Below are 20,410 nucleotides of genomic sequence, written 5' to 3' on the forward strand. Positions count from 1 at the left end.
TTAAGTAATACTCATTACATAGATGATGCAAGTACTGTTACCGCAGCTTGGACACTATCACCGCCAACATCTGTCAAAGGGCTATTTTGTGCTACTGAAAGGCGAATTGAGTTAGCATCTGCAGCAGCTGCTGCGTCATCTGTTACAACAACACCATCGATAGATACTTCTAACGTAGCAGCGTTATTTGTTACACCACCGTATGTCAGAGTACTAGACGCAATTTGCCAGTTTGCATTTTGTAGTGCACCCACTTCAGGAGTTTCTGCTGAACCAGCATTCAAACGCGATTCTAAAACAATTGTTTCAGAAGTGAATGTGCCATCAGCAGCTGGAGTCAAAGCACCCGATTGTGCAGTTAGGTCACCACCTAAGCCAGTGATCAGGATTGTATCACCCGGTTGAACGCTAGGAATCGAGCCAGTCCATACAACTGTTGCTTGTGGGTCCGCTGCCTGCGCTGTACCAATTGCTGCGAGAACTAGAGACGCTAATGCTACTTTTTTAAAGTTGTTCATTTTTCTTCCTTAAGAAATAATACGTTGTAAAATCGTTAATAAAATCTACCAAAGCTCAGGGAAATTAACTTTATGCCCCTGACTGAGCAGATGTGATACATTTTGCAAAACGAGGGCCACTTGGGATTGAGCACAGTAAATACAAGATAAAAATATATGCCTACACATTAAATACAATCAAAGCAACGAGTTGAATATTGTAAATTAGCGTCAAAGTTCGATTGAATATAAACTATAAATATCGTTTTTCTTAGGTAGACACTAGGTAATTAGATGAAACCACGAACATTCGCGTTTTAAAATTCCTGATTTATATTTCACCTGAAGTTTGCTTTTATCATTCACTGAGTCATAATTAATAAAGACTTATACTTGAGAAATGTTATGACAGAAATTTTTGCGAACTACTTGAAAAGTATGCGCAATAGAAAAATGCTTACCCAGCAGCAGGTAGTAGACCATCTAGTTGATCTTGACCCCCTTTTGGGAGGGCTTGATAAAACAACATACAGCCGTTGGGAACGAGGCGTCACAGCGCCAAAAGTGTCTAAGCAGATTCTAGTAGCTAGAAGTTTTGGAGATGACATCACGAGACTAGTTGCACCGTCTGTCAGTAAATTCCAAAACGCCTCAGTCGTATTAGATGAGTTTAGAGGCCAGTATCTCGATCCATACTGGCTAGGTTATGAAGGGCTGGCGACAAAAGAATCAAATCTAGCAACAGCCAATCGCAACTCAATATCTAGAATTAAAGCTTTTCATGAACATTACCTCGAAATCAATTTCAATGAAAAACTATATGATAATCAAAACATTACCATAAAAACCGTCGAAGATTCTACCGGATACCTTTTGGCACACCTTCTAATGACCTTCATTCCTTCCACTACACCCAATAAACACTTAGAAGAACTGCATTTAGAAAGCTGCTCTTTCACAACGCTAGATAAAAGCAAAGATGAACCTCTGAGTCTGTATTTAATATCGAGCTTTAGCTCTGTGCCAGAGTTTCGACTAACAACTGTCCTTCGTATATTAGAGCTACTTACTCATCATACTAAGATAAAATATGTAATTCTTAATTGCCATACGCAAGTAATTTACAATATTTTCGAATCCAGCACAGAATTTGATATTATAGCGAAGGGAAGTAGAGTAAAAAATAGAGGTATTAAGCTATTTGGAAAACAATACTCTTATATCCGAATTAAAATCAAGAGTGAGTCTTTCCTTGCTACAAAACTGTTCCTAGAGCTGACTCCTTACATGGATGCTCTCATGAATGAATTTCAATTAAAGTACTAAATTGACTCTTTACTCTTATAAGCGCAATAGAACATTAAACTATCATTTGTATTTGTATTTGTATTTGTTCAGTAAGGTTCCGTTTTCATACCTTCGCCTTCAAAATAGAAATACCGTTGGCGCCAAATGGTAAGTCCCCATTCATGCTTATTTCTACTATACCGCTACAGGGTATGCATTGAGCGACAGGAGTCCCCCACTTAAAAAATGAGAGACCAACATGACTTACGCAGAGTTCAAACAAACTGATTTACACACTTGTCTAACCGTTGCCGGCGAACTGATGCTGTCCATAGGTAAAGTTGCCTTTAAGACCGTAAAAACTTTATTCAAAGCCTTTACTTGGTTGGCAATCAAAACTTATCGCTATGTGATGAAGTAAGCTCGATTTGATTCTGTCACTTTACCTTTATCTAAACCGCACCTTTTTGAGGTGCGTTTTTTTGTATGCCATATCCCTGAATTCACGTTCCTATCATCACCTTGTGCCCCTTCTCTCTTTCTAAACTTTAGTACCTAAGACAAGGCCATTGACGGCCAAAAATAAGAAGTGAAATTGTGTCTATTCATCGCTCTTATGCCGCTATGTTTAAGGTCTTACCCCTTACGCATAGGGTACTAGAACATAACCAAACTCAACGCGAGGGGAGCATCGAGGCGCTCTCGCTGGACAATACAAATTAGCCTAAAAGGAGACGTTAGTTTCAATGAAAGATGATACTGGTAGGAAGGTTTAAAGGGCTAGAACGGGTCAAAGGATTAACCCAGAAAGCTTTCGCTAAATGGCGTCCAATCTTTCCCCAAACGCAAAAAAGGCGCTCAGTGAGCGCCTTTTGTAAGGAGGTATTTAGCCTATAGTGTGTTCTTATACACAACACCGTCTTTCATGATGACTTTCTTAGTTTCATCTTGTACCACGCAATCTACACCTTCTAGTGGATTGCCATCGACGATAAGCAAGTCTGCATAAGCACCTTCCACAATTTGACCTAACTTACCTTCTTGATACGGATGTTTGTAAGTCGACAATTCAAATAGACGCCCACAGTTTGAGGTAGCCATGCGAAGTGCTGTAATCGTATCGAATGTGGTTTCAATAGCGCCCAGCTCTTGCATCTGACTTTCATGAACGTTTGCTTTACCAACACAGTCAGTACCAAACGCTAGGTTTTGAATATCGTATTTCTTGATAAGCTCAGCAGACTTAAACATTGCTTTACCAACGCGTTCTGTCTTGCGGTAAGTCTCTTCGTTTGGCAACGGGATCTTACGTTCTGCAATCAATGATGACGTAAAGTATGATGGAACAAGCCAAATGCCTTTCTCTTTCACAATTTGAGCAATTTCTTCATCCATAATAGTGGCGTGCTCAAAGGACATGACACCTGCCTCTGCGGCACGTTTCATCGCTGGTGCTGTGTGAATATGAGCCGCTACATAGGTACCATAATCGCTTGCCGCTTCCACCGCCGCTTTCATTTCATCTAACGTGTATTGCAACGTATCCAGAGGATCAAACGTAGAGGATGCACCACCACCTGCCATCACTTTGATTTGAGAAGCGCCCATAAACAACTGCTCTCGAACCGCTTTCAATACTTCTGCACGACCATCCGCGACTTTAAATGCGCCCGACTTCATTAGTGGTGAGTCTTCATGACCGTTCGCTAGGCGTTCTTGTGCTTGGTTTTGACGGTAGTCTGAGTGACCACAAGTTTGCGAAATCGCGGCCATACAAGGCAAAATTCTTGGACCTTTCGCATAACCTTTATCGATACTGTTCTTCAGACCTAATGTGTTGCCTGCAACATCACGAATGGTCGTAAAGCCACGCATCAACATCTCTTCAGAGATTCTCGCTGAGCGAATCGCGATCTCTTCTCGAGTCATGCCATCCAGCTCATTGAAGCCCGCTGAAAGCGTAATGTGTACGTGTGCATCAATTAAACCTGGCATCACCGTTTTGCCTTCTGCATCGATGATTTGCTCAGCATTCGAGTCATCCACTTTCCCGATTTGTGTGATTAAGTTATTTTCAATCAGAAGGTCCACGTTCTTCAGAAGTTGCTCATCTACACCGTTAAACACGTTTGCATTTTTAATTACGATACTCATGGTTTCTATCTCCGAGTCAGTTGTCTCAATACAGGTGCATCATATCGAGTGGACCGGAAATAAAATTGCCATTTCGCGACAAACAAAACATTCAAGACTTAAGTTAGGTTTCGTGATAGATTCCGTCGCCATTTAAATATGCACTACCACCCTTATTAACTATCGCGCGGACAATCCACGTTATGTTTTCTCAATCAGTCATCGAACAACTTAAATATTATGTTTACTTTCTACGAGACCCTCGCAACGGCATCGTCTTCTATGTTGGAAAAGGCAGAGGCAATCGAATCTTTAATCATGCAGAATGTGCATTAGAAAGTGATAGCTCTAGCGACAAACTTGACACAATTCGAAGTATTTTAAATGTGGGATTCAAAGTAGAACACTATGTATTGAGGCATGGATTAGACGAAGTAACGGCATTTGAGGTTGAAGCAGCGCTCATCGATTTTATAGGACTAACCAACCTGTCTAATTTACAAGGGGGTCATTACTCCAGCGATTTTGGCATTAAAACGACTGATGAGATTATCGCTATGTATAGTGCCGAAGCGCTCGAGACCTCATTACCCATCGTACTTATTAACATCAATAAAAAGTACTATCGCGAAATTACGCAAGAAGAGCTTTACGATGCAACAAGAGAAGCTTGGGTCATTGGTAGCAAACGAGATAGAGCAACTTACGCAGTAACAACCTATCGTGGGTTAACTCGCGAAGTTTACAAGATCAAATCTTGGTATCCAGTCGATATTGATGGAAAAGAACGTTGGGGCTTTATTGGAGAATTAGCCAATGAAACCGTTCGAGAACAGCTTCGTTACAAGGCCATTTCTTCGCATTTCCCGCAAGGCGCTGCAAACCCGATTAAATACCTAAACTGTAATGCGCCTTTATCTGTTGTCAGAACTACGCCGCCACAAAAAATAGTACAAGCTCCTATTGATGCAACGGAAAAGAACTTGAACCTCATTGTGCATATTCAGAAAGGCAAAGAAAAACATGGTTATGAATGGGGAACACGCCAAGCATGGAAATGCGGAGATAAAGCACATCGGGTAAAACGTGTAATCGGTGTCGTAAAAGGTAAAGTCGCTTGCGTAATCGATGGAGTGACAGCTCAGCTATCCACTCCAATGATCAACCCAAACCACGATATAGGCTGTGAGGGACGTTATGCATTCTTAAATGGTATCTGCGTTAATGAAAATGATCCCCATGCAGAAGAACAATGCGAATTGATGTTCAAAAAGATATCGGGGCTTGGGCAAGGCCACCGTTATCTCAGCGATGAAGAGTTGGAATCACTCACAAGCGAGTGATCGAAGAGCCGCCATACGCGGCTCTGTCTTACTACACTGTCAAACATGAGTTCTAGATTCAGTCACGTCTAAAAAAGGAATGCCATTACCTATTATCATTTCATCTTTTCTAAAATCACGCAGATTACACAAGTTACAACTTGGCTCGCAATCCACTAGACATTCGAGCTTTTCTTTCACCTTCTTCAATAGAACGGGGTTAGAAATCGATTTGATTATATTGTGTCTGAATAGGTAAACACCCATGCTGCCCTTCTCTTTTGGCGGATAGTACTTTACTTCTTCTGCGTTAAAGACCAGCTTACTGAATGCAATTAGTGGTTGAAAATCGACGATGAAAAAGTACGCGTAATCTTTTTTACTGGAATATCTAATCAAGTAATAGCAAAGTGCTTGAATAATCAATTCAAAATAATGAGCAGAGCTCGTATAGTAACCTACACCAATCAAACAGCTACGCTCAGCTTCTTCCTGTGGGAGCGTAATAAATGAAGGTAGCCCATTAATACCTTCAATGTTCACCATGCCGTACCAATGGCCTACCGTTGCCTCTTGGTCATTTTTAATTAAAACGCATTGATACTTCACATCACTCGCTTTCTCTTGAAGGTCCTGATAGAACCTTTTGAGAGGTGAAATGTTATGGTTAAACTCTTTGAACATGTCAGAGTATTCATTGATCGTCAGACTTTTTATTTCGCTTTTAGGAGGCCCAGACACCTTGCGATAAGAAAGGTTAGAAATCGAAAAATCTAGAGCTCGAACTAAGGTGCTGATGACAAGATCATGTTTGTTCGAGTAACGAACCTTAGACAGATCCATTCGTAACAGAACCTCTATTAAATCAATATCCAAACACTTGGCAATATAGAACTGTTTATATATTGGCGGGATACTTTTACCGGTAAACCATCGGCTTAAGGTAATAGAATCAAGGCCTTTAAACTCCTCATAGTAGTTATTTTGTAACAGCGCGATAAGGTCCTTTCGAGAAATATCTCGAGTATCGACCCACCGACTCAACTCATTTTTAAAACAATAAGTCATATAACTCCCCTCCCTGTAAAACTCAAAATGCCCATTGTAAAAAATGGACATTCATACCCAAGAAACCGGTATCTTGAAGTTACTCGGGTATCAGTTAGATATCGCATTTAAATCTTTGAATACTTCTATAGGTATTCTCTATCAAATAACGCTGCCAACCATAATTTGAGATTATTTAAATTTACCTAAATTAGAAATACATGCAGGTGAGTATCAGATTTTTCTGACGTGACATAGAGAACCTCTGAAGGCTTAATCGAATATCGGGCCCTCAATATCGCTTATTGCATAAAAAAGAAGCATTGAAGTGGTATTTATTTACCTTTCATATAGTTAAGTCGATTCAACCCTCGTACTGCCTCTCTCGTTTCCTCTCGCTGATAGGCCGTCTCTGTTAGAAAACACATGCCATGCTCTCTACCACGACATCGGCAAAAATCAGACCGAAGTAATGCCCAATACTTATTCGTGCTGCCCTCAGGTGCTTTTGTAGCAGCTTCCGACCAAAGCTCGCACGCCAACCCCCATTCGTATTCTCTTTCACTCTGACAAGCTTGCTTTGCCAACTCTAAATACATTCTACTCGCCATATGTCCACTCACGTTTTATTTTTAAAAAGAACATGTTATGAGGTAATAACTATAATGGGATAGCATTGAGAAAGGATTTAAACACAGCAAGGCAACTGTCTAAGCTATCCCCCCTTTAAGCAAACTAATATTCACCAAAAGAAGACAAAAAAAGAGCCGTAAATACGGCTCTTATAGAAGTTTTTTGCGACGCAGAATAGCATCGTTATCGTTGTTAGCTCATACTCACCATGCAAATAAACTTGTTCGTATCAAACGCTTTATCAAGCTCTTTATGCTTATCTGATGAATAAACGCTGCCTTTATTCGTCCAATAATCTCCAGAAGAAAGGTTGGCGTACTTTTCAAGGTATTGATAGGCGGTAGTGCTAGGTAAACGGGAGGATAGACGTTCACAATACTGGGTAGCCTGCTCTCTATTCAGGAAGATATCGTGAGACTTTTGGTTGCCTTTGAATTGGGGTAAAAGGTAAGTAAACGCATCGTCTTTATACAGCACTTTATTGGTATAGCGTTTCACATCTTGCTTCACAGCAGGCTCCATTCCGGCAACGGCGTTTTTTGGTAAAAGACTCTCAGAGAATTTGCCAGAATGCTTGTCTCTAGTCGCTTCATCATCAACCTTACTCGCCTCTTCCATTACTGAACGAGTTGAATGGAGATCGGTTGCGTTGGCCTTATTTGAAAATGGGAAGAAGTAATCACCGCCATTTTTGAGATTCAATTTAAGCGATTGTGTCTGATTGCTATTTACGGCGCGAACACTGTAAACCCCCACGTAATTACCCGCCACATCTACTCTATCACCCGACCCGACTTCTTGATCGTTGATGTAGAACACCGTACTTTCCGAGTTCGAACGGAACACAAACCGCACTCTATCTAGGTTTAACGCCTGTCTAAGCTCCACTTCTGTATTTGCACTGTAGGCATGTTTGTAACTCGCATCCGCGGTAAAGGAGAGATCGCCATTTAGTCTTTGGTTTGCATCTACCACTCTAAAACGCGTAAGTTGAATGCGCGACAAGCCACCTTTACTCAACACAAATGCATTTTTGATAGAAGGAAGATTGCGGTTCACGCACGTTGATAAGCTTTCCGAGACATTACACTGTAATTGGCCTTGATAAGTATCATTAATAACGCGTTTCGAATCGTCCAAATGTCGAGCTTTGATCTTCTCATACAAAGCCAGCAACGCGTCGTTTTTCTTTCGCTCAATCTGACTGGCTTCTCGTTGGTCTTGCGACAGCTGCTGTTTTGTTTCTGCAAGCAACTTACCGGCGGTCTCAATCTCTTTCTTCATTGAGTTCACTTTGGATGACGTGTTACGTAAGGTGAGCATCAAGGATTCATCGTAGACGCCATCGACCAACTTGTCTGTTAAACGGTTTGAATCAGATTTGATCATCTCAACGTTGTTGACCAACTTGATCTTGGTGGACTCAATTTCAGCATTCAATTTATTGTAATGCGCAATATTTTCATCAATATTGAGCGCGCTATATTCTTGCTGATAAGCCGACTTGATGTTGTTTAGCTTATCTTGCTCATTAAAGTTAATTAGCTCTGAGGCAGCGGTAACACCACTCCATGCTAGACCCACCCATATGACTAATACTGTTTTAGATTTACCCACTGCCACTCCAAATTGACCCACCACGACACCATTGTTATTAATGCTTCACCTTGCGTTTTAGGCAAGGTGAACACTCTGCGATTAAAACCTATTCCGTTGGCTTTACTTCGTCTGGTTTTATTTGATCTAGTTTTGCCTGATCATTCTTAGAAGCCCATATTTCTGAGCGTCTGTTTTGTGATCGCCCCTCAGCGGTTGAATTCGACGCAATCGGCTGAGCTTCACCAAATGAACGAACGACGATACGGCTTTTATCCACGCCTTGCGCAATCAAACCGTTAGACGTTGTTAACGCACGCTGCAAGCCCAACGATTGGTTGTAGCCTTCAGAACCCTTGCTGTCGGTGTGACCATCTACCGCAATAGCACTATCGCTATTTTTCAGCGAACCTGCGAGTTGATTCAGAGCCTTACTGCCCATCGGAGTTAAGTTGGATTGGTCAAAGCCAAAATGCAGACGCGCAACTAAGCCCTTGCCTTGTAGATAGTTGTTTTGATTGCCAATCCAAGTCGAACATCCAGATTGTTCCAACCCCAACTTTGATTTACCCGCCAATACTTGTCTTAGCTCGTGACTGTCGGATTTCTGCTCTATCTGCAAAAAGCCCTGTCGATGTTGACCAATCCCGATAACATCATCCACAGTGACACTATGTTGGTACTCGCTGAAGGTATTGTCGCAGTAAACACTAAGCCCTTCTCCAGCCTTTACTGCAAAGCTTAACGGCATCATTGATAACGCGACTGCGCCAATCACTAACTTTTTCATATTTTCCTCTAGTACAACTTAGTTATTCCGCTTGTTTTTGAGCCTTTGCGGATGAGTTCTTCTATCTTTTCAATCAATTCATCTAAGTCAGATACATCGATGATGTCTTCACTTGGATTGACAACACAGTCTTGAAAACCACTTTGTTGAGAAGCACGAAAATCGATACCAATAACACCGATGTATAAGCCCGGAATCTCTGCTCTGGCTTTGTCGCACATACCGTTGTCTACTAGCCCTTTCAGAATGCCGTTGTTAGGACTTTCCTGCCCATCACTCAAAATCAGCAGCATCTTGATTTTCTTGTTGTACGCTTGCTGCTCTTCATCATCTGTACTGTTTGGGTCTCCATCATGAAGAACCTGAGATCCTCTTAATATGCCTTGAAACGCAGCAGTACCGCCATCTGCCCACATCGACTTAATTGCGTTCAAATCGGAAAGCTTGTTCGATAATCGAATGTTGTAAAACTGCGATGAATTGGAGGAACCATGTGCATTAAATAGACGTGTTCCGCTCACACTATAGAAATTGGGCTTTAATCCCGATTTATCAGTAAACATGGTTGAAACTGACGCCGGAAAATCCACATAGTTGTAAACATCCGCAACGGCATAACGGTCCAAATTGATGACATCACGAATACGCTTCGCATACTTTTGATTATCCGATTTTGGGTTTGAACATCTTGATTGCCTGCTCGCACAGTTGAGTACCTGACTTTGCGAATATGTACGCCAATAATCCCAATTAACATCGTTATAGGTATACGGCGATAGATAAGCGTTATAACCATCTCTGTAACTTAATTGGCTAGTCGCGCGAGCTTGATTGCCCCCGACAATTTCTCTGGTTCGAACGTTAAATGGAACAAAACCTACTCGATTAAGCAGCTTGTCTCCGGTTGTATCTTCTCCCGGCTCGTCACAAACATCTTTCCACTCCCCATCGACATACTCTTTACGAGTAGATGTACAAAGAATCTTGTTTGATATTTGATCGATTGCGGTTTTCAAATCATCAATTTTTTTATGTCGACTTGATCCCCACCTTTCGTCCATCGAGCCTGAAAAATCAGATACGAAGACAATATCGATGTTGTTATCTCCAAGGTAAACGGGGTATTTTCTGGCTAACGAACGGCCCGCTAAATCCTGTTGCTCATTAAAAGAAGGAACAAAACTACTCGCAAACCATGAGTCGTGTGTCGTCCTTGCGTTCACCGTATATTGAATGTATTCGAGCACCCCAGCCCCTTCATCTTCCGCCTGATGAAATCGCTGGGCAGAAAGGCTGGCTGATTTAATATCTCGCACATAGTTTTCGACATATTTCGTTGCCAGTTCACGAGCTGCATCGGGCTGGTCTTCAATGGTCACCGCCATCGCAGCAGCCTCTGCTGAGTCTCTTAATCGGCTGGACTCTTGAACATAACGTGTTCCCTCAACAGCCCAAAAAGTGAACCCCATGATAGGAACAAGCAATAAACCCATCCATATCGCGGCGACGCCTTTTTGTTGTTGGAGACTTTGATGCTGGTATCGCTGCATTTTCATTTCATTATCTCCCTGGCATGATTGAAGAAGAGCCAATCTTGACCGTTGTCCCTGTGCCGCCATTGAAAAAAGGTTTGAACCAAGAGCTTTGCTCTTCGCATACACTGACTCGATACAGTGGGTATACGATGCCTTTTTCAACCGGAGCCAAATCTGCATGAGCAAGAATTGAGTCCGTTTCGCAACCTAATTTATTGAATTTGCTACTGGTAAAAGCAGCCACATTCGCCTTATTCGTCAACGACTCGATTTTAATCGCCACATTATCTGGCGTTGTATCCAACATCCGGCTCGCCACTTGAGTCAGGTCTTCTAAATCGGTATTGGTGACGGATAAGTTTTTCCCTGCCAACACATCAGCATCAAAGTAACGAGTACGTTCTTTGATCACATTGACCAAGGCAAAGCTGGAACGATCGAGCTTTGCGCGCACAAGTAACTGATAACTGAGATCCGCCGCAAAAAGGTAAACACCCCACAATGCGACAAGAACAAACACAAGCTCAATAGTAAATGCGCCTTTTTGGTGCTTGGTAGAAGGTAAAAATCGGTTACGGAGTGTCATCTTTCCACCCTTCATGCTCTAAGTTCAAAACCATGGTTCGAGCAATGTCTTTATCAGCAGCACCGGTTAGCTTTATCATTGGAGAGTAGTGATACGTAACCGTGATTTCGGCTAAGTCATAATTGAAGTTCAGACCTTGATCAGAATGCCCTCGATTGGCAATAAAATCGTCATAGGTTTTGTAGTACCGACCTTGAATAGAGAATCGGGTACTATCAATTAAGAAATGCCACAGGTTATTATCGGCTTCTATCAACGTTCGAAACTTATCTTCATACTGTTGATTAATGCCTTTTCCCTCATATATCTTTGTGTTTCTGATGGTTTCTCTGAGAGAGTACTCCGTCATGTTTACGACGTAGATTTGATAGCTGGACTCGAAAATAGCAAAAGTGGCAAAGAACAACACGAGCGCCCCCAAAGCAAACTCTATCGCCGTCACCCCCTTCTGCTTGCAAAGACTTCTCATCACTAACTCCTAGTCTGAGTCAATTCAGTCGCGATACTGTGGATCTCTTGAGCTGAAAAATCACCTTTGAGCAATTTCTTCGCTGCGTCCATTTGTTGCGCTTTCATAAGTGCGATAGCAAGGTTCGCTTTGACCACTTTATTTGCTGGATTGTCTTTTAACACGGGAGTGAGCGTCTCAATTGCCTGATGGTACTCACCGTTTGCCATATGTATCATCGCAATATTGTTCTTGATCACGACATCGTCGTATCCACGTAAGCGGGCGTTATTCAGCTCTTGATAAGCATCTTCATACTTACCCGCTTTGGTGTAGGATACGCCGAGCAAGACATGAATTTGTCCTGCCTGATTACCAGCACTGACTGAAGATAGATAAGCGGCAATGGCATTTTCAGTGTCGTTTTTTGCATCAAACACCTGCCCTTCTAGTTGATACAGACTAGGATTCTCAATACCCTCTTTTCTGAGGTGTTGAACGTAGAAGTTAGCTGATTCAAGATCCCCTTTATGGAAGTAAGCCCACGCGAGGTTTTCTTTTACCGCAGGATCTTGCGAACCTTGCTCCAGCTTGGATTTATAATGCGTGATTAAGCCGTCGTAATTCTTCACTTTTTCCATGCTAGTGACATCATCTAGTTGCTGGCTCTGCTGTGAAGGTGTCGATTGACAGCCTGCTAATACGCTTAACGCGAACAAAACGACAGAAATACGTTTTGCAACCATTAGTTACCCCCAATATTGATCGACATTTGCATGACACTCGGAGCGAGTATCAGAATGACGATCGGAAACATAATGAATAAGATCAAAGGCACACTCATCTTCGCCGAGAGTTTGCCAACCTTTTCCTCGACCGTAAGAATCTGAACTTTTCGCATGTCCTCTGCGAGATCACTTAATACTTGAGCCACGGAGGTTCCGTATTGCAAATTTTGAATAATAGTCAGGACAAAGCTTCGAACTGCTGGTGTTGGTATCCGGTCACTGAGATCATTAAGCGCTTTTTCTACACCGTGTATTTTGGCTGAATCGGAAGTGCGTTTAATTTGATAGCAAAGGTCTGAATCAAACTCTGCCAACTCCTTCCCTAAGTACACCAAAGCCGCTTCTATCGTCATACCGGTTTGAACACACACCGACATCATGTCTAATAAATACGGTAACTGAGATGACGTCTTACTAATCAAAACTTTACGTCGAAGCTGCAGCAAGGTATCAGGTACAACTATCACGCCAATAAGAGCAAAAATGACCACGATAAGCTGACTGGTCGTTGTCATATCCGACAGTAAAACCCCACCAGCAACCAAAGCAAGTACCAACAACTTGGCCGGAAAATAGAACTTGGCCCACTCTGTGTTGTAATACCCAGCTTCAATCATTTTTTGTTCTAATTCGTGTCGATACTCTTTACCGAAACGGACAAAAAAACGGTTAACGCGGGAGGGGGCACGCACTGCATCTCCCCCGATGTAAAATGCCACTTTCTTGCGTCGCTGCTCAGTACGTAGTGAATCAACGATTAAAAAGAGTAACGAAACAAACAGCACAACAAGAGAAACCAATAACATCATGCGCGCACTCCTTTGACTAACAGCCAAACAATGAATAACCCGAACAACTCACTGCCAAGCACATAAAAGAGCACGATTCGGCCAGAAGGGTCATACAAGACATAATCCACATTGCCAGGATTTACATAGTTAAGAATAACCATAAAAATCAATGGGATTGCTGCCACAATCTTGGCCGAGATCCTCGCTTCAGAGGTCATCGCCATTTTCTTTTTCTCTAACGTCCTAGCATCCACCAAGACTCGAATTAGTCTTGCTAACACCCCTTTAAGCTGACCACCACGCGCAATGTTTGCTCTAAGCGTCACGGTAAAGAAGAGAAACTCCGGATACGGGTAATTCTTGCAAGAACGTTGAAGTACCACTTCAGGAGATTCACCTAACTTCAACCGGTCACCCATTAACTTGAATTCACGACCAATTGAGTTGTCCATCACCTCGCCGACGTAACTAATGGCTTGCATTAGACTGTCGCCAGCCGTTACCGCGCTCATCAGAATATTCAGCGCATCCGGGAATGTGTTTTCAAAATCTCGACGTCTTCTTGTGACCAGGTAGCGATAACCAAAAATGGTAAGCAACAAAGATAAACCGAGAATCAACACTGTATTCGTCATCAACAATAATTTAACGACGACGTACCAAGATGCGATCAGACTGCCCGTGATATACAGCGCTATGTACAGAGAAGATCTCGGCCCCAATACAGTTAATGTTGGTGAAATGGATTCTTTGAACTTTTGCCAGCTTTGCTTTCGTACCAATGATTTAACGTTGATAGCATTGAAGTTTTCCGCTTCAGCTTCTTCAATATTGAAAAACTGGTTAACCTTTTTGACCTTCGAATCCCTGATCAAAAGCAGTACAACCGCAAAGAGGATGAGCGAGATCCAGAGCATGCTATATCCCCTTAAATGCAGCCATCAGCTCGTCATATAAGCCGAAGAATTGGGATTTTTTCACAAGCTCAGATCGTTGCATGATGCCACTGGTCACAAAGTCGCCTTTCACCGTTTCCCCGAAATGCGCATCGTCGTAACGGAAACGATAGATCTCTTCCATCACGACGCTATCGCCTTCTAGGCCAACAATTTCAGAGATACTGGTAATTTTACGGGAGCCATCACGTAACCTATTAACTTGAACGACCATTTGAACGGCACTGACGATTGTTCTTCGAATCGCGTCAAGAGGTTGATTCAAATTTGCCATCATCACCATGGATTCAACACGAGCAATCGCATCTCTCGGAGTGTTAGCGTGCAACGTAGACATCGAACCATCATGGCCAGTATTCATTGCTTGCAACATTTCAAAGGCTTCAGACCCACGACACTCACCCAATATGATTCGGTCTGGGCGCATACGAAGTGCGTTGATCACCAAATCTCGTTGCGTTACCGCACCGGTTTGTTCCACGCTGGACGTTCGAGTTTCTAATCGGACCAAGTTCGGTTGTTGCAAACGCAGTTCCGCAGCGTCTTCAATCGTGACGATGCGTTCATCTTCTGCAATGTATTGAGACAATGCATTGAGCAGCGTGGTCTTGCCTGAGCCTGTACCACCTGAAATTAGCACATTCATTCGACAGCGAGACGCAATCATGAGCACTCTTGCCATATCTGGTGACATGGTTCCAAAGCCAATCAAGTCTTCGAAACCAATGTTCTGCTCCCTGAATTTACGTATCGAGATTGACGTCCCATCTAACGCAATAGGTGGGATAACAATGTTGACACGGCTACCGTCATCGAGTCGGGCATCAACCGTTGGAGACAACTCATCAACACGGCGACCAACACGTGAAGCAATACGCTTCGCAATGGCTAGGAGTTGTTCTTCATTTACAAATGTGACTTCTGACTTTTGAACTTTCCCGTGTCGCTCAAAGAAAATATGGTTTGGTCCATTCACCATAATATCGGAGATAGACTGGTCTTCGACCAAAGGTTGCAAAGGCCCTAAGCCAAAAAGCTCATCAATTAAGCTTTTCACCAACCCAGACTTCATCATGGAAGTGATCGGTCGTTGGTAGCTGTTCGCAAGAAGGTCTACCGCAGCTTGTATCTGGGCCTCAAGATCTCGACGGCTCATTTTCTGAACCGCTTCAGCATCTAACGCTTCAAATATTTGACCACGAAAAGCGAGATATAAGTCTTTGTTAGAACTCATTTAGCACGCACCTTCTTTAACCACGATCCCATGCCTTTTTGATCAACAGGTTGGCCATTGATCAGCTTCACCAGTAACTCCATAGAGCGACTGACGTGGCGATCATGTTTATGGCCTCGCTTACCATCAATGATGATGTGTGAAAGCGATTTGCAGTAAGCCACTTCTAGGTCAACATCCGCCCCTAAGTATTTGGTTATGTCAGGCTTCTGCAATACATAAGCATTTTCTGGTCGATGGTAGTTCACGACCGTAATAACACGAGTGCGAGATGCGAGTGTGAGCTGCAAATTCGACATTTTTTCAAATAACCGCTTTGCGCTTCTTACCGAAGACACCGATGCGTCTAATACCAAAACAACCACGTCGAAGTTTTCTACCAAGAGTTGAGGTTCAACTTTGAAATCCACGCCACCAGAGAAATCTTCGATAATGAAATTGGTATTTCTTGCCAAAAGGTCACAAAGCGTTTGGTTATAGTTAAGGATATCGGTCTGACTCATATCCCCATCAATCGCTAACAAACGTAGGTTTTTTCGTGCATTAAACAGATAGCTCAATGCACCTTCTTCATCCATTTCATGCAATGGCGCGGTAAACTCATCGATACCGCGGGGTTTAAATTCTTTTAAGCCCAATAAGACATCAATATTGGTATCAGTGTATTGGTGATCAACAAGGATGGTATCCGTGCCCTGAGTAGACAGTAGTGAACTCAACTCTGTTGTGATAAATGAGGCACCAACACCACCTTTTGCTCCCACAACTGCAACACGTTTTGCTTTGCGTTTTTGGCTGACACCCGAAAACGTCTTTAGGTTCTTGCTAACATGATTTAAGAAGTCAGCAAATTCCTGTTTGTTCACTGGCCAAAAAACATAATAGAAGCCCATATCTTTCAGCGAACGCAGCGTCGAAATAGCATCCTCTTTGCCAATTACGACCACGCCTTTATGCGTAGGCAATTTGCTGGCAAAAGATTTGGCGTCTTCAACAACGTTATTGGATTCATTAAGCTCAAGGATAACAATGTGACTACTCTGCTGTTCCGTTAACTTAGTTAATCCAGCATTGGCTTTGACACATTCAGGGTCATTCCAACCTTCAAATCGAAACACTTCCTGAACTAGGTTCAAACACTCTTGTGATTGATAAAACAAAGTACAACCAGCAACGCCAGTCGCGGTGGACTGAGTAGGCTTAGCCTTGGTGCTTAACGCTTTGGTCAGATCAAACATGTTACTCTCCCACCAATCTAGACTTGTAGGACACTTGTTTTAAACGCATTGACTCTACAAAGCAGTCAGGTTGACCTAGTTGGACGTGAATTTGTGCAGGCGTACATTGCTGAGTCTTCATGCGCGTTAACGTCACTTGAATGCTGAGCTCATTCGATAAATGAGGTGCATTGCGGAACGTCACTCTTTGCGGCGCGACAATGTGTGACGGATATTGGCTAAATATCTGCTCTAACATCGTCTTGCTACGCGTTGATCTGTAATCCACCACGTAAGTCGCCTCTTTATCCATCGACTCAATATCGTGAATCAGTTGCTTAATCTGCTTGGTGGTTTCCGCTTGTTTTTTGATCGCAAATTCGAAATTGTGGTGTTCTTTGTACACCAAAGCTTCAGCACCGTTACCACCAAAATAACGCTCTGAAGCGCAACCAAAGAGGGATGAAGTCAATAAAGTAATGAGTACGAGTTTCTTCATTGAATGAAACCTCCTTCAGACAGTAAGCGAATCGTTGCATCCGATGTCACTGGGGAATTACCCTCGGATTCAATATTCAACCAACGCGCCAATGTTGATGTTTTTTTGATATATGGGAGTTGAATGTCTTTTGGCTTCATTGGCTCAACCAGATTTACCGTCGCCACGATGATCAACTCAGTGCGTTTTCTGTCTGTCGTTGCCTTACGGAATGCCGCGCCAAGTACAGGGATATCGCCGACAAAAGGAATCTTCTGCATTTTTTCTAAATCGGTGCTGCTCATTAGCCCACCTAGAATGAAGCTATCTCCGTCTGCTAACTCGACCGTCGTTAACGCTCGACGCGAAGCCAGCTGTGGCACTTTTATACCAGCCGCCTCTACATAGCTTTCTACTTCACTGACTTCTGGGGCTAATTGCATTCGGATCTTATCTTGGCTAAGTACCTTCGCAGTAAGGTCCAACTTAATGCCGAACTCTTTAAAAGTGATATTGACATTGCTGTCCGTCGATACGATGACCGGCACCTCTCCACCAACGAGGAAACTTGCCGATTCGCCGGAGAGTACAGTTAAATTAGGTTCAGCTAAAACTTCAGCAATTTGGTCATTACCTAATGCTGTAATCAACGTGCTTAAATTTGCGGCGTCAAACTGATCAAAAACAAACTCACCGACACTAGAACCCACAGAGCTCCAGTCAACGCCTACTGTTTTTCCAAATGATTCGGTGACTTGAGCAACGGAAATTTTGACGTTCACTTGTTGAGTCGTCGCGACTTCAATGCGTTCGACGATCCCTTCCCATGTCATATTTCGCGCGAAAACCATCCCCTCCGGCTCTTCATAGTCGGCACTTTCAGAGCTGAACTCCAACTTCTCGGCTTTGTCCCATCGCTCTGTCTTTTCTCGGCCAAGTAGTGTTGCAACCAATCGATAGATGTCATCACGCGTTGCTTCGGAATCAACAACACCACTGACGGCAACTTGCTCACCAACAGACTGAACCTTGACCTTAGCGTCTGGAAAATGGAATTTAAGCTGGCGTCTGACTTCGCTTAAGTCCAAATCAACAATAATGCGATCAGAGAGCAGCACATCATCATCAATCCCGTACACAATCAATCGTGACTGCCCTATTCCATTAGCGAATACCACCAATGTGTTGTCATTAATGATTTTATAATCCGCAATATCAGGATTACTGATGAAGACCTTTCTAATTGGTGTCTTAAGCTGAATATGTTGTCCATCATTGAGCGTAATGGAGCGATTCGCCGCATAAACATTCGTTACGCACAGTAAGCCCATAAAAAAGAGCACAATAGAACGGTAAACTGATTGCTTCATTTGAGGTTGTATTGTCATTACAGAGCCTCTCTTGGGTTGTTGACGTTACCGCGCAACTCGTCAATACCAGTGTAATTATCAATAATATTGCGCACTTCTGCGTACTCAGGCTGCTTGTAGGTTTGGCTTCGGTATATTTCGATGTGCATAGTTCTTTGGGCTAACGCAAGTTTGGCTAGGTCATCAGGTCTAACTTCAATGACAACAGTCGTTAAACCGTCTTCTTTACTCGGGGCTCGTGCAGTAACAGAACTGTTTTCCCCTTCTCCATCACCGATGTTGAGCACTTTAATATGCTTGAGGAACATTGATGCTTTTACGCCTTTGAAGCGCTTTGGCTTATCAATATTTCCCGCTAAGTTATCATTTGGAGAGCTCACCGTAAGGACATCAATGTATGAACCTGGTCGGATATAATCATTGATTAGATTCTTGTTGCTCACTTCGAGTGGATACAACGTCATTCCCTCCGTGACGAGAAGATCGATATACCCAGGCTGACCAGACGCGACTTGGTATTCTGGCAACACAACTTCGCCAGGATTCAAATCTCGATTCAATAAAACGGAAGGGGAAAAACTGATTTCAGCGTCTTCTCTCACACCAAGCGTCAATGCTTCGCTTAGTGGGAGCTGTCGTTTTATGACGCCTTGAGCACTGATCGCATGCCCTTTTTCATACGCTTCTGTGGTCGTCCAGACAGCAACATGCTCTTCTTCTTTGTTATCTGCCAATTCAGCGGTAGTTGCTGACTGAGGTTCGCTTTTGAACAAATCGACAACGCCTAGCGCGCCAACTATCAAAGCAACAATAGCAACAAGTAATACCAGTCGAGATCTCATAACGTGCCTATTTTTGGAGGTTTATATATGTGGCGTATTTTGAGTTAAAATTACTAAGTAAAATCCAACGCTAATTGCTATTCCATATGGGATTCCCTCTTTATTATTCGACGTGTTGCTTATTAGCTTTTGACCTATCAAATAAATAACAGCTAAAAAACCACCAGCAAAAGCCGTCAAAATATAGGCCCACGGCAAATCATGTAAAGGGATTGAAAGAGATAAGACAGCGGCATACTTAATATCACCCGCTCCAATCGAAATCAGAGCGTAAAGTATTAACCCTACCCCTAACACCAGCAAAAAGGTTGTTATTTGAATATCTAATGGTGAAAAAAAACTTTGCAACAAGAGGAGTATGAGCAAGGTGTAATTATGTATTCTTCGACAAATAAAATCGACAAATGAAACATAAACACACGCAATTGCCAATACTAACAAATACCATTCATGACTCAAAAATAAGACTCTCAGGTTAACTTTTCTGGTTTATTTTCAAAAAACATTTATTAGATAATCTGAATTAACGATGCCAGACCAATGAAAACCATAGGTCTGGCATAAATATCTATCGATATTATCTACATAAAACCAAAGGGTAATATGTTTAATTATGGCGTTGGTTTAGTACCAGCAGTTTTGATCGTATCAGCAATCGTATCAAACGCATTACCCAACTCCTTAATGAAGCCGTTATCACCTACCGCTACGCTAACTAGCACTGCCATTGCAACACCAATTAGACCATATTCAATCGCCGTTACACCACGCTCATCGTTTTTGAATTGCGACAAAAACAGGCCTGTTTTCACGTACAATTTAGTAATCATGTTTTGTTCCTATGAAGTGAATTTAAAAAT

At 42.6% G+C, this 20,410-nt stretch carries 22 protein-coding genes; 3 read left to right on the top strand and 19 right to left on the bottom strand.

Features of this window, described 5'->3' with window-relative positions; translation table 11 throughout:
* Window positions 1–14 precede the first annotated feature (14 nt).
* Window positions 15–518: a hypothetical protein gene (locus tag VJL_RS19955; protein WP_038880796.1), complete on the bottom strand. Its 504-nt coding sequence runs from the start codon at window positions 516–518 to the stop codon at window positions 15–17.
* 384 nt (window positions 519–902) lie between these two features.
* On the opposite strand from VJL_RS19955, the gene VJL_RS19960 reads away from it, so the two are divergent.
* Together VJL_RS19960 and VJL_RS29685 are read left to right on the top strand one after the other, a co-directional pair.
* Window positions 903–1,823: a helix-turn-helix transcriptional regulator gene (locus VJL_RS19960; protein ID WP_038880799.1), complete on the top strand. Its 921-nt coding sequence runs from the start codon at window positions 903–905 to the stop codon at window positions 1,821–1,823.
* Between the two features lie 220 nt (window positions 1,824–2,043).
* Window positions 2,044–2,205: a hypothetical protein gene (locus VJL_RS29685; protein ID WP_173400282.1), complete on the top strand. Its 162-nt coding sequence runs from the start codon at window positions 2,044–2,046 to the stop codon at window positions 2,203–2,205.
* Between the two features lie 470 nt (window positions 2,206–2,675).
* Here the strand turns inward: VJL_RS29685 and VJL_RS19965 are convergent, their stop codons facing one another.
* Window positions 2,676–3,938 carry a metal-dependent hydrolase family protein gene (locus VJL_RS19965; protein ID WP_038868054.1) on the bottom strand — a complete coding sequence of 421 codons (1,263 nt, stop codon included), beginning with the start codon at window positions 3,936–3,938 and terminating at the stop codon, window positions 2,676–2,678.
* Window positions 3,939–4,120: 182 nt separating this feature from the next.
* Between VJL_RS19965 and VJL_RS19970 the strand changes: the two genes are divergently transcribed.
* Window positions 4,121–5,260 carry an LEM-3-like GIY-YIG domain-containing protein gene (locus VJL_RS19970; RefSeq protein WP_038880802.1) on the top strand — a complete coding sequence of 380 codons (1,140 nt, stop codon included), beginning with the start codon at window positions 4,121–4,123 and terminating at the stop codon, window positions 5,258–5,260.
* A 39-nt stretch (window positions 5,261–5,299) separates the two neighbouring features.
* On the opposite strand, the gene VJL_RS19975 is transcribed toward VJL_RS19970, so the two are convergent.
* The 17 genes from VJL_RS19975 to VJL_RS20055 form a co-directional block, all read right to left on the bottom strand.
* Window positions 5,300–6,358 (bottom strand): XRE family transcriptional regulator, encoded by a 1,059-nt coding sequence (locus VJL_RS19975; protein ID WP_227741148.1) that lies wholly within the window; start codon window positions 6,356–6,358, stop codon window positions 5,300–5,302.
* A gap of 263 nt (window positions 6,359–6,621) precedes the next feature.
* Window positions 6,622–6,897, bottom strand: coding sequence for an ANR family transcriptional regulator (locus VJL_RS30485; protein ID WP_146075613.1), 276 nt, complete (start codon window positions 6,895–6,897; stop codon window positions 6,622–6,624).
* 214 nt (window positions 6,898–7,111) lie between these two features.
* Window positions 7,112–8,536 (bottom strand): hypothetical protein, encoded by a 1,425-nt coding sequence (locus VJL_RS19985; RefSeq protein WP_227741149.1) that lies wholly within the window; start codon window positions 8,534–8,536, stop codon window positions 7,112–7,114.
* 88 nt (window positions 8,537–8,624) lie between these two features.
* On the bottom strand, window positions 8,625–9,305 hold the full coding sequence (locus VJL_RS19990) for an OmpA family protein (RefSeq protein WP_038880814.1): 681 nt from the start codon (window positions 9,303–9,305) through the stop codon (window positions 8,625–8,627).
* A gap of 8 nt (window positions 9,306–9,313) precedes the next feature.
* Window positions 9,314–10,861 (bottom strand): TadE/TadG family type IV pilus assembly protein, encoded by a 1,548-nt coding sequence (locus VJL_RS19995; RefSeq protein WP_038880816.1) that lies wholly within the window; start codon window positions 10,859–10,861, stop codon window positions 9,314–9,316.
* Window positions 10,862–10,865: 4 nt separating this feature from the next.
* On the bottom strand, window positions 10,866–11,426 hold the full coding sequence (gene tadF, locus VJL_RS20000) for a tight adherence pilus pseudopilin TadF (RefSeq protein ID WP_038868070.1): 561 nt from the start codon (window positions 11,424–11,426) through the stop codon (window positions 10,866–10,868).
* A complete protein-coding gene (locus tag VJL_RS20005; RefSeq protein ID WP_038868073.1) occupies window positions 11,413–11,895 on the bottom strand; it encodes a TadE/TadG family type IV pilus assembly protein in 483 nt (160 codons plus the stop codon). Before VJL_RS20005 ends, tadF begins: the two co-directional genes overlap by 14 nt.
* A gap of 2 nt (window positions 11,896–11,897) precedes the next feature.
* The gene (locus VJL_RS20010) at window positions 11,898–12,620 is read right to left on the bottom strand and encodes a tetratricopeptide repeat protein (protein ID WP_038880819.1); all 723 of its coding nucleotides are present in this window, start codon (window positions 12,618–12,620) and stop codon (window positions 11,898–11,900) included.
* Window positions 12,620–13,471 (bottom strand): type II secretion system F family protein, encoded by an 852-nt coding sequence (locus tag VJL_RS20015; RefSeq protein ID WP_038880821.1) that lies wholly within the window; start codon window positions 13,469–13,471, stop codon window positions 12,620–12,622. Before VJL_RS20015 ends, VJL_RS20010 begins: the two co-directional genes overlap by 1 nt.
* Entirely contained in the window at window positions 13,468–14,370 is a 903-nt protein-coding gene (locus VJL_RS20020; RefSeq protein WP_038880822.1) for a type II secretion system F family protein, read from the bottom strand. The genes VJL_RS20015 and VJL_RS20020 overlap by 4 nt, the downstream gene beginning before the upstream one ends.
* A 1-nt stretch (window position 14,371) precedes the next feature.
* Window positions 14,372–15,643, bottom strand: coding sequence for a TadA family conjugal transfer-associated ATPase (locus VJL_RS20025; protein ID WP_038880823.1), 1,272 nt, complete (start codon window positions 15,641–15,643; stop codon window positions 14,372–14,374).
* Window positions 15,640–16,881 (bottom strand): CpaE/TadZ family protein, encoded by a 1,242-nt coding sequence (locus tag VJL_RS20030; protein WP_038880824.1) that lies wholly within the window; start codon window positions 16,879–16,881, stop codon window positions 15,640–15,642. The genes VJL_RS20025 and VJL_RS20030 overlap by 4 nt, the downstream gene beginning before the upstream one ends.
* A gap of 1 nt (window position 16,882) precedes the next feature.
* Window positions 16,883–17,359, bottom strand: a complete 477-nt coding sequence (locus VJL_RS20035; protein WP_038880826.1) for a hypothetical protein — start codon at window positions 17,357–17,359, stop codon at window positions 16,883–16,885.
* Entirely contained in the window at window positions 17,356–18,726 is a 1,371-nt protein-coding gene (locus VJL_RS20040) for a type II and III secretion system protein family protein (RefSeq protein ID WP_038880828.1), read from the bottom strand. The genes VJL_RS20035 and VJL_RS20040 overlap by 4 nt, the downstream gene beginning before the upstream one ends.
* Window positions 18,726–19,550: a Flp pilus assembly protein CpaB gene (gene cpaB / locus VJL_RS20045; protein ID WP_038880829.1), complete on the bottom strand. Its 825-nt coding sequence runs from the start codon at window positions 19,548–19,550 to the stop codon at window positions 18,726–18,728. Before cpaB ends, VJL_RS20040 begins: the two co-directional genes overlap by 1 nt.
* A gap of 21 nt (window positions 19,551–19,571) precedes the next feature.
* On the bottom strand, window positions 19,572–20,009 hold the full coding sequence (locus VJL_RS20050; protein ID WP_038880831.1) for a prepilin peptidase: 438 nt from the start codon (window positions 20,007–20,009) through the stop codon (window positions 19,572–19,574).
* 152 nt (window positions 20,010–20,161) lie between these two features.
* On the bottom strand, window positions 20,162–20,380 hold the full coding sequence (locus VJL_RS20055; protein ID WP_038868088.1) for a Flp family type IVb pilin: 219 nt from the start codon (window positions 20,378–20,380) through the stop codon (window positions 20,162–20,164).
* Window positions 20,381–20,410: the final 30 nt, after the last annotated feature.

It is taken from the genome of Vibrio jasicida CAIM 1864 = LMG 25398, assembly GCF_000400365.1.
Classification (GTDB): domain Bacteria; phylum Pseudomonadota; class Gammaproteobacteria; order Enterobacterales; family Vibrionaceae; genus Vibrio; species Vibrio jasicida.